This window comes from Gordonia sp. 11cp (assembly GCF_057767225.1).
The window spans coordinates 1,248,088-1,262,266 of sequence record NZ_CM173437.1 but is presented as its reverse complement, the minus strand read 5'-3'; the positions used below and the strand labels follow the sequence as shown (position 1 = coordinate 1,262,266).

Sequence of the window (14,179 nt, the reverse complement as noted above, 5' to 3'; positions counted from 1 at the left end):
CCAAACAAGTTATTCCGCGTTAGCCTCGGTGGGTAACCAACCAGTGGTTCGTGTGAAAGGAACACTTTCGTGCCTGATCAAGCATTCATCTACGAGGCGATCCGTACGCCTCGTGGCAAGCAGCGCGGCGGTTCGCTGCACAGCGTGAAGCCGGTCGACCTGGTCTCCGGTCTCATCAACGAGGTCCTGTCGCGTCACGGCGGCCTCGATCCGGCCGACGTCAACGACGTCATCCTCGGTGTTGTCTCCCCGGTCGGCGAGCAGGGTGCGGTCATCTCGCGCACCGCCGCCCTCAACAGCGGTCTCCCCGAGACCGTCCCCGGCACCCAGATCAACCGCTTCTGCGCCTCGGGCCTGGAAGCCACCAACCTCGCCGCGGCCAAGGTCGCCTCCGGCTTCGACGATCTGGTTCTCGCCGGTGGCGTCGAGTCGATGTCGCGCGTCCCGATGGGCAGCGACGGCGGCGCACTCTTCACCGACCCGGCCACCGCATACGACCACTACATCGTCCCGCAGGGCATCGGTGCCGACCTGATCGCCACCATCGAGGGCTTCTCCCGCGAGGACGTCGACGCCTACGCCGCCGAGTCCCAGGCCCGCGCCGAGAAGGCTTGGAACAGTGGCTACTTCACCAAGTCCGTGGTGCCCGTCAAGGACATCAACGGTGTCACCATCCTCGATCACGACGAGCACCGTCGCCCGGGCTCGACCGTCGAGAGCCTAGGCAAGCTGAAGGCCGCCTTCGCCGCACTCGCCGACATGGCCGGCTTCGACGACGTCGCACTGCAGAAGTACCCGAGCGTCGAGAAGATCAACCACGTCCACACCGGCGGCAACAGCTCCGGCATCGTCGACGGTTCGGGTCTGGTGCTCATCGGCAGCGAAGAGGCAGGCAAGCGCAACGGCCTGACCCCGCGTGCCCGCGTCGTCTCCTTCGCCGAGATCGGTTCCGAGCCCACCATCATGCTCACCGGACCCACCCCGGCGACCGAGCTGGCGCTGAAGAAGGCCGGCCTGACCGTCGACGACATCGACGTGTTCGAGCTGAACGAGGCCTTCGCCTCGGTCGTCATGAAGTGGATGAAGGATCTGAAGATCCCGCACGAGAAGGTCAACGTGAACGGCGGCGCGATCGCCATGGGTCACCCGCTCGGTGCAACCGGCGCGATGATCTACGGCACCTGCCTCGACGAGCTCGAGCGCACCGGCGGCCGCTACGGCCTGATCACCCTCTGTATCGGTGGCGGCATGGGCGTCGCGACCATCATCGAGCGTCTCTGACGCTCCCGGCCCTGCCACTTCACGAGAAAGAGCTCTGCGAATCACCATGAGTGACAACATGATCAACTGGGAGAAAGACGCCGATGGCGTCGTCATCCTGACCATGGACGACCCCAACCAGGGCGCCAACACGATGAACGCGCTCTACCAGGAGTCGATGGCGGCCACCGTCGATCGCCTGGAGGCCGAGAAGGACGACATCACCGGTGTCGTCCTCACCTCGGCGAAGAAGACCTTCTTCGCCGGCGGCGACCTCAAGGACATGACGAGCGATCGCAGTGACGTCTCCAGAGAAGAGATCGCCACCCAGATCACCGAGACCACCAACGGCATGAAGAAGGTGCTGCGCCGTCTGGAGACCCTGGGCAAGCCGGTCGTGGCGGCCATCAACGGTGCTGCGCTCGGCGGCGGCCTGGAGATCGCGCTGCACACCCACTACCGCATCGCCGCGGACGTCAAGGGTGTCCAGATCGGTCTGCCCGAGGCCACCCTCGGCCTGCTGCCCGGTGGCGGCGGCGTCGTCCGTACCGTGCGTCTCCTCGGCATCCAGAACGCCCTCATGGGTGTCCTGCTCCAGGGCCAGCGCTTCAATCCGACCAAGGCCAAGGAGACCGGCCTGGTCAACGAGGTCGTCGGCTCCATCGAGGAACTGATCCCCGCCGCCAAGGCCTGGATCAAGGAGAACCCCGAGGCTCAGCAGCCGTTCGACGTCAAGGGTTACAAGATCCCGGGCGGTGCACCCACCAACCCGGCGTTCGCCGCGAACCTTCCGGCTCTGCCGGCCCTGCTGCGCAAGCAGATCAAGGGTGCCAACATGCCGGCGCCGCGTGCCATCCTGGCCGCTGCCGTCGAAGGTGCCTACGTCGACGTCGACACCGCCGACATCATCGAAACCCGGTACTTCGTCTCGCTGGTCACCGGCCAGGTCGCACAGAACATGATCAAGGCGTTCTTCTTCGATCTGCAGCACATCAACGGTGGCGGCTCGCGACCCGAGGGTTACGACAAGTTCACCGCCAAGAAGGTCGGCGTCATCGGCGCCGGGATGATGGGTGCGGCAATCGCTTACGTGTCGGCGAAGGCCGGCATCGAGGTCGTCCTCAAGGACATCGATCTCGACGCCGCCAAGCGCGGCAAGGGCTACTCGGAGAAGCTCGAGGAGAAGGCTCTCGCCAAGGGCAAGACCACCCAGGAGAAGAGCGACGCACTGCTCGCCCGCATCCACCCCACCGTCGACGCCGCCGACTTCAAGGGAGTCGACCTCGTCATCGAGGCCGCCTTCGAGTCGGTCGAGGTCAAGCACAAGGTGTTCCAGGAGATCGAGGACATCGTCGAACCCGACGCCGTCCTGGGCTCCAACACCTCGACCCTGCCGATCACCATCCTCGCCGAGGGCGTGAAGCGGTCCGAGGACTTCATCGGAATCCACTTCTTCTCGCCGGTCGACAAGATGCCGCTGGTGGAGATCATCAAGGGTGAGAAGACCTCGGATGCGGTGCTGGCCAAGGTCATCGACTACACGCTGCAGATCCGCAAGACGCCGATCGTGGTCAACGACAGCCGCGGCTTCTTCACCAGCCGCGTCATCGGCACCTTCATCAACGAGGCCGTCGCCGCCGTCGGTGAGGGCGTCGAGCCGGCGTTCATCGAGCATGCGGGCACCCAGGCCGGTTACCCGGCCGCGCCGCTGCAGCTCATGGACGAGCTGACCCTGACCCTGCCGCAGAAGATCCGCAAGGAGACCGAGGCAGCGCTCAAGGCCGAGGGCAAGGAAGTTCCGCAGCACGGCTCGAACGCCGTCGTCGACTGGATGGTCGAGAACGGCCGCACCGCCCGCAAGGACGGCAAGGGCTTCTACGAGTACGACGAGAACGGCAAGCGCACCCAGCTCTGGCCGGGTCTGCGCGACCACTTCAAGTCGGGCACCACGGAGATCCCGCTCGAGGACATGAAGGAGCGCATGCTCTTCGCCGAGGCCCTCGAGACCGTCAAGTGCTTCGACGAAGGTGTCCTCACCTCCGTGCCGGACGCCAACATCGGTTCGATCTTCGGTATCGGCTTCCCCGCGTGGACCGGTGGTGTCATCCAGTACATCAACGGTTACGAGGGTGGCGTGCCCGGCTTCGTCGCGCGTGCCAAGGACCTCGCCGGCAAGTACGGCAAGCACTTCGAGCCGCCCGCCTCGCTGGTCGAGAAGGCCGAGCAGGGTGTCACCAAGCTGACCGACGAGAACCTCGCTGCGAAGTAGGGTTTTCGCCGGGTGACCGGCAGACAACAAGGGCCCCGGCTGGATTCGTTCCGGCCGGGGCTCCTGTCTGCGCTCACCGATTCCGTTCTCGCGTCGCTGTTTCCGTCCCGCTTATCGAATCCGAAAAGCGGGACGGAAGTGCGCCCGCGGGAACTCAGTCGTCCGACGGGACCTCGGCACCGCCGACGCTGAGGACGACGCGCGCGCCATAGGGCACCGCCTCGACGAGGCGCAGCTGCGCCAGCGCCGGGTGGGCGTCGAGCAACCGGCCGGCGTTGGCCAGCGCGCGCAGGGCGGCGGTCTCCGCCCGAGCCGCCTCCAGCTTTGCCAGACCGCGGGTCTTGGCGGTGATCACATCGAGGGCCGCGCTGCGTACCTCGGCCGGGATGATGACGTCGCGGATGACGACCTCGAGCACTTCAAGGCCCACCGCGCCTGCGGCCTCGGCCGCAGAGGCGCGGATCGGTGCGACGTCGACGGTATCGCCGCGGCGGATGAGGTCGTCCGCGGCCACGCCGGCGCAGAACTCACGCAACGCGATCTGAGCGGTCAGGTACACCGTGCCGATCGGGTCGGAGGACCGCTCGACGAAGGCGACGGCATCGATCACGCGGGCGCGCAACGTCATCGAGATCCGGACCGCCATGGAGTCGGCGGTGAGCACCTCCTGCGGTGCGACCTGGACCAGGCGCTCGCGCATGTCGACGCTCAGCGTCGCGTCGGGCTTGCGCACACGATGACGACCGGTGGGGAGCGTCTGCACCTCGGCGCCCCGGTAGGCCAGCACGGTGTGGCCCGGTGGGACGGTCATTCGATTGTGGAACAGCATGGCGATCCTCCTTTCCGTTGCGTCGCAATGCATGTCGGGCCGGGTGAGTTCGGATGGCGACACCGCTCGCGGGCGGGCCGGTCGGTGGGGAACGTCGCGGAGCCGCGAACGACCCGGACGACGCCCGCAGAACCAACCGGGCCCGTGCTCCCGGGAGCGGTGGGAGTGTCAGGACTCGAACCTGCTCGGGTGGTATCCCTTGCCATCTGAAGGCGGACGAGGATTCCGACGCGCAGAAACACATCGCGGTACCCCGCTCCGGCCTGCTGGTCCTCGTGCCGATCGGGAACTATGCCAGCGTCGTGCGCTGCGGCGCAACGGATTATCGGTTGCGGGTGGGCGGACCCTTCGAGGCTCGTCGCGATCGCTCCTCGCACCTCAGGGGGCGGAGGGCGGCGCCATCGCTCCTCGCACCTCAGGGCGCGGAGGGCGGCGCCATCGCTCCTCGCACCTCAGGGGGCGGGAATGGAACCGAGGGGCGCCGACCTGCGTCCAAGTGCCGTGATCCCGATACCCACTGATCGTTCCGGCCTCATCCTGCGCGAGCACGCGGTGCGCGCCGGGCTCTCCGACGCCGACCTCGACGAGGCGGTGACCCGCGACCATCTGGTGTGTCGGGGTCCCGGCGTGTTCGCGCTCGCGGTCGGGTACCTGTTGTGGTCGCGGCGGTGACGGCCGGCGTCGAGACGACAAACGGCGCGCCGGGAGGGTTCCCGGCACGCCGTTCGGCTGAGGCTCGATGCGCGTCAGGCCGGTCCGCCGACCGCCTGCCCGCCGACCGACTGCCCCCGAAGGGGCGCAGATCCGGTCGACTCGCTACCGGCCGTGTCGTCGGGCACCGTCGGTTCCGCGCGACGGAGCAGCAGAATGAGTCCCAGTGCGACCGCGACCGGGGCGCAGGCGATGAGCACGATGGCACTCGTCGACAGTCCCAGTCCGATCAGGGCGCCGCCGACGATCGGGCCGACCACCGATCCGAGCCGACCCATCGAGGACGCCCAGCCGACTCCGGTCGCGGCGGTCGCCTGCGGGTAGATCGACACCGCCACCGCGGCCTGACCGATCATGCCGGCCTGCAGCCCGAGCCCGACCCCGCCGAACACCAGCAGCAGCAGCGCCTTGTCGGCACCGAGGAAGGCCGACAGGATCAGGAAGACGATGGCGGCCACCGTGGTCCCCGCGAGCACGGAGCTCATGCGGAAGCGGGTCGCGCCGATGATCAGGATGCCCGCGCCGACGATGCTCCCGATGCCCAGGGCAGCCGAGCCGAGCGGGGCGAGTCCGGTGCTGAACCCGTAACTCGTGAGCAGGGTGGGCAACCACGACGAGAAGATGTAGTAGACCGAGAACACCATGAAGGCGAAGCCCCAGAGCAGGAGGGTACGTCCGCGGACGGCTGGGTCGAAGAGCCGGGCGACCGCGGCATGGTGACGGGCGTCGGATCCGTCGACCACGCCGGTGACGGCGCGCTCATCGGGCAGCCACAGCCAGAGGAAGGGCAGGAGCAGCGCGGAGGCGATCGCGCCGACGACGAACACCGACGGCCAGCCGTACGAGGTCACCAGCCGTGACCCGAGGACACCGGCGATCAGCGCGCCGAGCGAGATGCCCATCGTGACGAACACCGCGATGGACTGCCGGTGCCGGGCCGGGTTGAGTGCGGTCGCTTGGGCCACCGCTGCCGGCATGACCGCACCGAGACCGAATCCGGTGATCAGGCGCAGCACGCTCAGTTCGACGATGTTGCCGGCCCAGGCCGTCAGCAGGCTGCCGATGGTGAAGACGACGACCGCGGCCAGGATGACCTTGCGGCAGCCGAAGCGCGCGGTGAGCCGTCCGACCGCGATGTAGCCGAGTGCCACTCCGAGACTCGTCAGCGAGAGCGCCGGGGTGAAGTGAGATGCCGGGACACCCCAGTCCTCCTTGAGCGCCGGCACCGAGAGGCCCAGGGCGATGGTGTCGTAGCCGTCGAGGACGACCGCGACGAAGGCGAGGATCAGCACCGGCCAGTTGGGTGTGGTGATGGCCGCTGCGGGATTGTTGGGGCTGTTGGAAAGAGTTGGTCCGCTCACGATGGCGTCCTCGGTGTGTAGTCGGCGTGGCTGACGCCGGTTCGAGTGATTCTAGTCGGCCGCGGGTGCGGCCTTCGGGAGGAATCCCTGTGCCTCGACCTCGACGCTGAGGCCCGGCTCGACCAGTGCCGACACCTCGACGAGGGTCGAACACGGGAAGTCTCCGGAGAACATCGCGCTCCGGGCGCGTCCGACGGCCGCCTTGTCGGCGATGTCGGTGACGTAGATGCGCAACGCGACGATGTCGTCGACCGTGGCGCCGCACGCCTCGGTCAGTGCGCGAACACGCCGAAAGGTCTCGACGGCCTGGGCATGGGTGTCGTCGCCCCCGACCGGGCCGTCTGGGCCGCCGGCGTGCATCCCCGACAGGAAGAACTGGTCGCCGACGACACGGGCGTTGCTGAACATGTCCCGACGCGGCGGTTCCGCGACGTCGGGATGTCCGACCCGGCTCATGGCGTCACCGCTCGTCGGGCGTCGGATTCGCGGGTCAGTCGTTCGCGCACCGGCACGAAGTCGTACGTCGGGTAGAAGTCGGTGGCGAACGCACCCCAAGCCCGGCGCTCGAGTTCGACGTTCACCGCGGGAAGGCGGTCGGCCGGGAGTCGGAGGGTGACGACCTGTCCGAGCCCCATGGCGACGACCCAGGAGACGATCTCGCAGCCGGCAGGCGGAAAGCCATGCCACCAGTCGTGGTCGTCGAGCCGCCCCTGCAGCTGCTCGAGGTCCTGACTCTGATCGTGGCGTAACACCACGGTCAGCAGCATCGTCTCGTCGGCGCTCATGCGTTCGCGCTCGCGAGTCGTTCGGCCTGGGCGACGGCGTCGGCGCGATAGATGCGGCGAATCCGGGAGACCCCGAGATCGTGCTGGTAGAGGTGCTCCTCCCGGTCGGCGTCACCGGCGAGCGCCTCCAGGACGAGCCGGTCCTGTTCGAGGACCTCCCAGTGCTTGGCCTCCAGCGTCGTGCGGTACAGGAACCGCCAGGTCTCGCGTTCCCATCCGCTCACGCGGCGCGTGCGCCAATGGAAGATCGCCGACGTCGACCGGTCGATCGGCGTGCTCATCCCGACGATCCCGAACACTCCGCCCGGGCCGGCGCCGGGACCGTACGGGATCTCGAGGTCGACGTAGTCCATCGATCCGCGGACGAACTCCACCCAGTCGAAGTTGACGCCGCGCTGGTCGGTCTTCTCGAAGAAGAAACCGCGGTCGGTCTCCCGGATGCGGAACCGCGCGGAGGTGTCGCCGCCGAACATCGAATGCGAATTGCGGTGCAAGAACGCGCCGTGCATGGGGTCGAGGACGTTGTCCATGTAGAACCGCCACGGGCCAGCCCACTCGGCGAAGTTGCCGAACCAGGACACCTCGGGATCGGACAGACGGTCCGGCAAGACGAACGGTGTCGGCACCGAATCCGCGGTCAGTGGCAGGAAGGCGAAGATCGTGTCGGCCGCCTCGACCACCTCCAGCGACACTGTCGCCCGCCGTCCCTCGAGTGCGCAGCCCGGCATCCCAGGAACCGACACGACGGTGCCCTCGCCGTCCACCTGGACGCCGTGGTAGGCGCAGGCGATGCGGTCGCCGAGATGCTGACCCACCGACAGCGGCGCGCTGCGGTGCGGGCAGCGGTCCTCGAGCATGCGGACCCGTCCCTGCGCGTCGCGGAACAGGACCCAATCGACCTCGAGCCGGCGGACCGGGACCATGGCCCCGGGTTCGAGCATCCGTGAGGGGAGGATCGGGTACCAGCGGTCCCGGAGGCCGGTCGCCGCGATCTCGTCGGCGTCGAGGTGACGGCGGGTGCCCACGGCGTAGGTAGGAGTACGGCGGGCGGAGGGCCGACTGCGGGCCGCGGACCGCTGGTCGGACGTGGGCTGTGTGGTGGTCATGTCATTTCCCCAATCTGCGCATCTCGGCGCGGAAGGTCTCGACGGTCCACGGGCCACCGTCGGGTCCGTGGAGGCCGAGGGCGTTCAGGCCGTCGGTGACCTCGTCGAGAGTCGTGGCCCCCGCGGTGAAGATCTCGGTGACCGAACCGGCGAGCTTGAGCTCGTACGGTGTCAGCGGCTCCGGATGGGTCTGGTGTGTCTCGAGGTAGGGCTCGCGGGCCGGGCGGGTCATCATCGGAGAACTCCTTCGTCGATGAGTGGTGTGGGCTGGGCGAGGAGACGGCCGTCGCGGGCGGCGAGGCCCTCGGCGATCGCGACGAACGAGACGGTCCACTCCTCGAAGGACTCCCGGCATTCGGTGTGCGCGGGGACGGGCGCGCCGTCGAGGACGACGAAGACGCCGTTGTCGATGTCACCCGCAAGCGTCTGTGCCGCACCGAGATCGGTGTCGGCGTCCGGAGCGGATGCGAGGACCAGGGTCGGAACCCGGACGGCGGGAAGCATCTTCGTCGTCTCCTCGGTGAGGGGTGCGGGCTCGGCCAGGATCAGGCTCAGCACCAGATCCGGGTTCTCGACGGCCAGCGCGACCGCATCGGCGACATCGGTCCCGGAGGCGAAGACGTGGGCCTGGTGACCGGAACGCACCCGCGTCGCGATGTCGTCGTCCCACCAGAGGGTCGGAGCGGTCATGACTGGGTCCCGGAGGGCTCGGGCCCAGACGGAACGTGCACGGGCGGGACGAACGGGCCGGGAGTGGGCTCGATGGCTTCGACATCCACCTCGATGAACGACGGTCCGCCTCGGTTCACCGCGTCCGCCAAGGCCTCGGCGACGACGCCCGGACCCCGCACGAGCCGGTAGGGGATGTCCATCGATGCGGCGAGCAGGTCGAACCGCGGAGTGTGCAGGTCGACACCGGAGCGCCGGAAGCCGTTCTTCTGCTGCATGTTCCGCAACACTCCGTACCCGCCGTCGTTGACGACGAGCACGATGACCGGGGCGCCGGACCCGGCCAGGGAGGCGAGTTCGCCCAGGTGGACGGCGAGTCCGCCGTCACCGGCCAGCACCAGTGTGGGGACGTCGGGTCGGGCATGGGCAGCACCGATCCCCATGGCGAGTCCCTGACCGATCCCCCCGCCGAGCGGGAAGATGTTGGTCCCGCGCTCGTAGATCGGGAGCAGACGGTTGCCCCACTGGCTCGATGGGATCGTCACGTCGCGGGCGATCACCGAGCGGCGCGGCAGCGCATCACGGATCGCGGCGCAGATCTCGGCGTAGCCACCGATATAGGTCGCGAGATCTGTCCGGACCTCCTCACGGACGGAGGTCACGCGCGCCGGCCACTGGTCCGTGGTCGCGACCGCGTCGAGCTGCTCGAGGATGGCCGTGATCGTCTGTGCGGCGTCGCCCACGAGTCCGACCGCGGCGGGGTAGACGCGTCCGATCGTCGTCGGTTCGACGTCGATCTGGATCAGATTCTCCGGCAACGACAGTGAATAGGACGCTGTCTCGTTCGACCGGAAATGCGTGCCCACGGCGAGCAGTACGTCGGCGTCGTCGAGCAGTGCCCGCACCGCTGGGGTGGTGGCGAAGTTGCCGATGACCAGAGGGACGTCCTCGGGGACGATCCCGCGTCCGGAGTTGCTGGTGAGGATGCCCGCACCGAGACTCCGCGCGAGCTCGGCCACCTGGTCACCCGCTCCGGCCGCGCCGCCACCCAGCCAGAGCAGTGGCCGTTCGGCGGTGCGCAGCAGATCGGCGGCGCGGGCGATGGCGTCGGGGTCGGCGGAAGGCGTCGACACCGTGACCGACGGCGCCGGCCGCTGGGCGTCCGGGGCGGCGAGATACTGCAGATCCGTGGGCCATTCGACGCTCGCCGGACCCGACGGTGCGGCGAGTATCCGCGCGATCGCGGTCTCGAGTTCGGCCTCGACGTCCTTGGCCTCGGTGATGGTGGTGGCGTACGCCGAGATCGCGTCGAGCATCTGCGGCTGGCCCGGGAACTCGTGGATGACACCGCGACTGGCGGCCGGCCGGTCGGGCGCGAGGAATTCGCTCTCGATCTGTCCGGTGATGTGCAGGACGCCGCTGCCCGCGGTGAGTGCCTCCACCATCGAGCCCGCGGCATTGCCTGCTCCGGTACCGGTACTGGTCAGTGCGACGCCGAGACCGCCGGACGCGCGGGCGAATCCGTCGGCGGCGTTCACCGCGGCCGCCTCGTGACGCATCTCGACGAAGTCGAGCTCGCGGTCGACGGCCTCCACCAGCGGGAGGTTGTGGATGCTGATCACCCCGAAGACGGTGGTGACGCCGTGCCGGCGTAGCACGTCGACGAGGACGTCGCCGCCGGTCGGGCGGCGGTTCCCGGTGTGTTCGGTCATCGGATGGGTCTCCTGTTGCTGGGCTGGTCCGGGGTGGACGGGACTGGGATCGGACACGACTGGGTCAGACATAGCGGTGGACCCCGCCGCCGACCTCGAGCGTTGCGCCGGTCGTGTAGCTGTTCCGCGGCGAGAGCAGGGTGGTGATGGGGAAGGCGAGTTCGTCGGCGGAACCGAAACGGCCCAGCGCGATTCCGCGGTCGTCGGCGATCTCCGCGCTCCAGGCCGCGAAGTCCTCGGCGCCGCTCGCGGCGAACCTGCGCTGCCACTGCCCGGTGTCGATGAGGCCGAGCAGTACCGAGTTGACCCGCGTCCCGTCGCTCGCGAGCTCCTCGGCGAGCGAGCTCGACAGGTTCAGCAGGCCCGCCCGGGCTGCCGAGGTGACCGCCAGGCGGGTTTCGGGCTGTCGGGACAGGATGGCGTTGACGATCACCACGGAGCCGCCGTCCGACGCCGCGAGTGCAGCACGCGTGGCACGGATGACGTGCAGCGCGCCGAAGATCTTGAGGTCGAACTCGTCGCGGATCTCCTCGTCGGTGGTCTCGTCGAGTGTGCGCATGAGCGACCGTCCGGCGTTGCAGACCACGCCGTCGAGACCACCGAGGCGGTCCACGGCGGTGGCGACGAAGGCGTCGACGGACGCGCGGCTGGTGACGTCGCACGAGGCGGTGACCACATCGGTGATGGCGGCGAGATCGGCTGTCGCGGCACGGAGACGGTCCTCGTCCCGGGCGCAGAGAGCCAGCCGCGCACCTTCCTCGGCGAGCAGCCGGGCGGTGGCGAGACCGATCCCGGAGCTCGCGCCGGTGATCAGCAGCCGGCGACCGGCGAGCTGCAGGTCCATGGGTACTCCTCGGACTGGGTTGGGGCTGGGGCGGATTGGGGGCCGGGGTTGATCGGGGCCGGGGCGAAGGGTGGCTGGGCGCGGGGGACCGCGTCTCAGCGGAAGATGAATCCGCCGTCGACGACGATGGTCTGACCGGTGACGAAGGCGGCGTCCTCGGACAGCAGGAAGCGGACCACCCCGGCGACGTCCTGCGGGGTCTGTTCGCGGTCGAGTGCGCGTCCGGCGACGTAGGTGCGGTAGCGGTCTTCGGGGACGCCTTCGGTCGCCTCGACCCGGATCAGGCCGGGCGCAACGGCATTGACGCGGACGCCGTGGGGTCCGGCGTCGCGGGCCATCGATCGCGTCATGCCGATGACCGCCGCCTTGGACGACACATAGTGCACCAGGCGAGGCGACCCGTACATCGCGACGTCGGAGGCGATGTTGACCACCGCGCCGCGCGAGCGGGACAGCAACGGCCACAGGTACTTCGTGACCGACCAGGTGCCCCGGACATTGACGTCGGTCAACCGGCCGAACTCGTCGTCGGCGAGCTCGAAGAACGTCGCGCCGCCCACGCCGTCGGCGATCGCCGCGTTGTTGACGAGGCCGGTCACGTGGTCGCCGTCGGTCTCGAGGCGATCGGCCAGCGCGCGGACGGCGTCGACGTCGGCGATGTCGGTGACGACCGCGCGGGCGTCATGACCGGCGTCGCGCAAGGCGGCCTCGGCCGCGAACGCGGTGCCCGGGTCGCGTTCGGCGATCACGAGCCGGTGCCCGTCGGCGCCGAGACGTTCGGCGATGGCACGGCCGAGTCCGCGTCCGCCGCCGGTCACCACCACGGTCCCGGCGCTCACGGCAGCGTCCCGACGAAGCTCAGGACGTGATCGGCGATGACGTCGGGTTGCTCCTGGATCGCGGCGTGGCCCGCATCGGGGACGATCCGCAGCTCGGCGCCGGGGATCTCGTCGGCGAGGAGGCGTGATTCGTCGACGCCGGTGACGATGTCGTGCGCACCGACGAGAACGAGGGCCGGGCGGGCGAGCCGGACGAGGTCGGGTCCGAGATCGGTCGCGGCCATGTACCGGGCCGCGGCGGCGAATCCGGGCTCGCGTATCCCCGCCATGGTGGCGCGGACCTCGGCGGTGACCGCCGGATCGCAGTCCGGTGCGGTGAGCGCGCCGGCGCGGTCGGCCGCCACGTCGGCGGCGCCGCGGTCGACGAGATCGGGTATGCGCGCGAGCATTCCGGCGGCCCGCTCGGCGGTCACCCCGGAACCGCGGGTGCTGTCCGCGATGACCAGCGCGGTGACGAGATCGGGTCGGCGCAGCGCCAGATCCATGGCGATCACGCCACCCCACGACGTGCCGAGGAGTACGACCGGCTGTCCGGGGACGAGCGCCTCGATGAGTTCGGCCATCTCCTCGACGGGGCCGATGCCCGGCCGCGGATCAGCCGAACGTCCGTATCCGGGTGCGTCGGGGCACCAGCAGTCGAGACCGGCGGCGGCCAGCCGCGCGGCAAGCGGGCCGCACGACGTGGCGCTGCCGCCGATCCCGTGGAGCAGCACCACGCTGTGCCTGCTCCGGATCTCGCGGCTCGACGGGTGCGCGAAGACATGCACGCGGTCGAGCACGGTGACGGTGGTGGTCATGCCACGCCCACCGTCTCGGGCAGATGGATGAAGTAGTCCGGATCGCGCGGGGTCACCAGGGAGCTCGCGCCGTGGTCGGGGATGCCGGCCATGGCCGAGCGGACCGCGGTCGTCGGCGGGCCCGCGGTGCCCCACTGATCGGAGAGTTCCGGTGTGCGGCGCCAGGTCCGGCACAGCCAGGCGTCCTCGTCGATCTGCGCGACCTCGGAGGTGTATTCGCAGACCAACCCTGCCGGGTCGGTGAAGTAGGAGAACGTGTTGTCGCCGGGACCGTGCCGACCCGGTCCCCACTGCGGGGCGATCCCGTGGGAGCGCAGGTTGCCGATGCCGCGCATGAAGTGGTCGATCGAGGTCATCTCGTAGGCGACGTGGTTGAGCGCCGGCCAGGCCGCCTGGTTCAGCGCGATGACGTGATGCTCTGAATTGCACCGGAGGAATGACATCTGGCGCTCCGACCAGTCCGACACCCGCATGCCGAGGACCTGGGTGTAGAACGCCGTGATCCGTTCGATGTCGGTGGTGTTCAGCACGACGTGGGCGATCTTGCGCGGGATGGCACGACGACCCGCCGGCTCCTGCGACGACACGGCATGGACGTCCGCCGACAGCTCGACGGTGCGTCCCTCCGGATCGACCAGTGCGAGACCGTAACCGCCGCCGGCGTCGTCGAGCGGACCGGGCTCGCGGAGCAGCGGTACACCGATCCGGTCGAGTGCGCGGGCGGCGTCGTCGACCTCACGGGGTGTCCCGAGTGCGAAGCTGAAGCCGCCCAGGGCGTTCGCGTCGCCCCGGCGGAGGTTCAGGACGTGGTGCTCGGTGCCGGTGGCGCGGAGCCAGAACCGGTCGCCGTCCTCCTCGACGGTGCTCAGTCCCCACACCTCGTGATAGAAATCCCGCGAGGCCAGGGGATCGGGGACGCTCAGGGTGACCGACCGCAGGCTGCGCAGACGGCACACCGGCCGGTCGGTGAGAACGGGAAGCTGGGAGTAGAGCATGG

The 14,179-nt window shown here is 69.2% G+C and carries 15 protein-coding genes; 3 read left to right on the top strand and 12 right to left on the bottom strand.

All coding sequences use genetic code 11. The annotated features are described in order from the left end of the window. The first annotated feature begins 69 nt into the window (after positions 1-69). Together AC3B6C_RS05460 and AC3B6C_RS05455 are read left to right on the top strand one after the other, a co-directional pair. A complete protein-coding gene (locus AC3B6C_RS05460; RefSeq protein WP_004018964.1) occupies positions 70-1,281 on the top strand; it encodes an acetyl-CoA C-acetyltransferase in 1,212 nt (403 codons plus the stop codon). A gap of 46 nt (positions 1,282-1,327) precedes the next feature. Continuing rightward, positions 1,328-3,529: a 3-hydroxyacyl-CoA dehydrogenase NAD-binding domain-containing protein gene (locus AC3B6C_RS05455; RefSeq protein WP_488375286.1), complete on the top strand. Its 2,202-nt coding sequence runs from the start codon at positions 1,328-1,330 to the stop codon at positions 3,527-3,529. 154 nt (positions 3,530-3,683) lie between these two features. On the opposite strand, the gene AC3B6C_RS05450 is transcribed toward AC3B6C_RS05455, so the two are convergent. Further along, entirely contained in the window at positions 3,684-4,358 is a 675-nt protein-coding gene (locus tag AC3B6C_RS05450; protein WP_488375285.1) for a slipin family protein, read from the bottom strand. Between the two features lie 465 nt (positions 4,359-4,823). On the opposite strand from AC3B6C_RS05450, the gene AC3B6C_RS05445 reads away from it, so the two are divergent. Continuing rightward, entirely contained in the window at positions 4,824-5,030 is a 207-nt protein-coding gene (locus AC3B6C_RS05445; RefSeq protein WP_488375284.1) for a hypothetical protein, read from the top strand. Positions 5,031-5,104: 74 nt separating this feature from the next. Here the strand turns inward: AC3B6C_RS05445 and AC3B6C_RS05440 are convergent, their stop codons facing one another. The 11 genes from AC3B6C_RS05440 to AC3B6C_RS05390 form a co-directional block, all read right to left on the bottom strand. Continuing rightward, positions 5,105-6,430, bottom strand: coding sequence for an MFS transporter (locus tag AC3B6C_RS05440; RefSeq protein WP_488375283.1), 1,326 nt, complete (start codon positions 6,428-6,430; stop codon positions 5,105-5,107). A gap of 51 nt (positions 6,431-6,481) precedes the next feature. Beyond that, complete coding sequence (locus tag AC3B6C_RS05435; RefSeq protein WP_010843277.1) at positions 6,482-6,886, bottom strand: RidA family protein; 405 nt, start codon at positions 6,884-6,886, stop codon at positions 6,482-6,484. Further along, positions 6,883-7,215 (bottom strand): hypothetical protein, encoded by a 333-nt coding sequence (locus AC3B6C_RS05430; protein ID WP_010843278.1) that lies wholly within the window; start codon positions 7,213-7,215, stop codon positions 6,883-6,885. Before AC3B6C_RS05430 ends, AC3B6C_RS05435 begins: the two co-directional genes overlap by 4 nt. Next, a complete protein-coding gene (locus AC3B6C_RS05425; RefSeq protein WP_488375282.1) occupies positions 7,212-8,321 on the bottom strand; it encodes a Rieske 2Fe-2S domain-containing protein in 1,110 nt (369 codons plus the stop codon). Before AC3B6C_RS05425 ends, AC3B6C_RS05430 begins: the two co-directional genes overlap by 4 nt. Before the next feature lies 1 nt (position 8,322). Further along, positions 8,323-8,556, bottom strand: a complete 234-nt coding sequence (locus tag AC3B6C_RS05420) for a recombinase-like helix-turn-helix domain-containing protein (protein ID WP_488375280.1) — start codon at positions 8,554-8,556, stop codon at positions 8,323-8,325. Next, complete coding sequence (locus tag AC3B6C_RS05415) at positions 8,553-9,011, bottom strand: alpha/beta fold hydrolase (protein ID WP_488375279.1); 459 nt, start codon at positions 9,009-9,011, stop codon at positions 8,553-8,555. Before AC3B6C_RS05415 ends, AC3B6C_RS05420 begins: the two co-directional genes overlap by 4 nt. Next, positions 9,008-10,702: a thiamine pyrophosphate-binding protein gene (locus AC3B6C_RS05410; RefSeq protein WP_488375278.1), complete on the bottom strand. Its 1,695-nt coding sequence runs from the start codon at positions 10,700-10,702 to the stop codon at positions 9,008-9,010. Before AC3B6C_RS05410 ends, AC3B6C_RS05415 begins: the two co-directional genes overlap by 4 nt. Before the next feature lie 64 nt (positions 10,703-10,766). Continuing rightward, positions 10,767-11,546 carry an SDR family oxidoreductase gene (locus AC3B6C_RS05405; RefSeq protein WP_488375277.1) on the bottom strand — a complete coding sequence of 260 codons (780 nt, stop codon included), beginning with the start codon at positions 11,544-11,546 and terminating at the stop codon, positions 10,767-10,769. A gap of 95 nt (positions 11,547-11,641) precedes the next feature. After that, positions 11,642-12,385, bottom strand: a complete 744-nt coding sequence (locus AC3B6C_RS05400) for an SDR family oxidoreductase (RefSeq protein ID WP_488375276.1) — start codon at positions 12,383-12,385, stop codon at positions 11,642-11,644. Beyond that, complete coding sequence (locus tag AC3B6C_RS05395; RefSeq protein WP_488375275.1) at positions 12,382-13,182, bottom strand: alpha/beta fold hydrolase; 801 nt, start codon at positions 13,180-13,182, stop codon at positions 12,382-12,384. Before AC3B6C_RS05395 ends, AC3B6C_RS05400 begins: the two co-directional genes overlap by 4 nt. Further along, on the bottom strand, positions 13,179-14,177 hold the full coding sequence (locus AC3B6C_RS05390) for a VOC family protein (RefSeq protein WP_010843286.1): 999 nt from the start codon (positions 14,175-14,177) through the stop codon (positions 13,179-13,181). The genes AC3B6C_RS05395 and AC3B6C_RS05390 overlap by 4 nt, the downstream gene beginning before the upstream one ends. Positions 14,178-14,179: the final 2 nt, after the last annotated feature.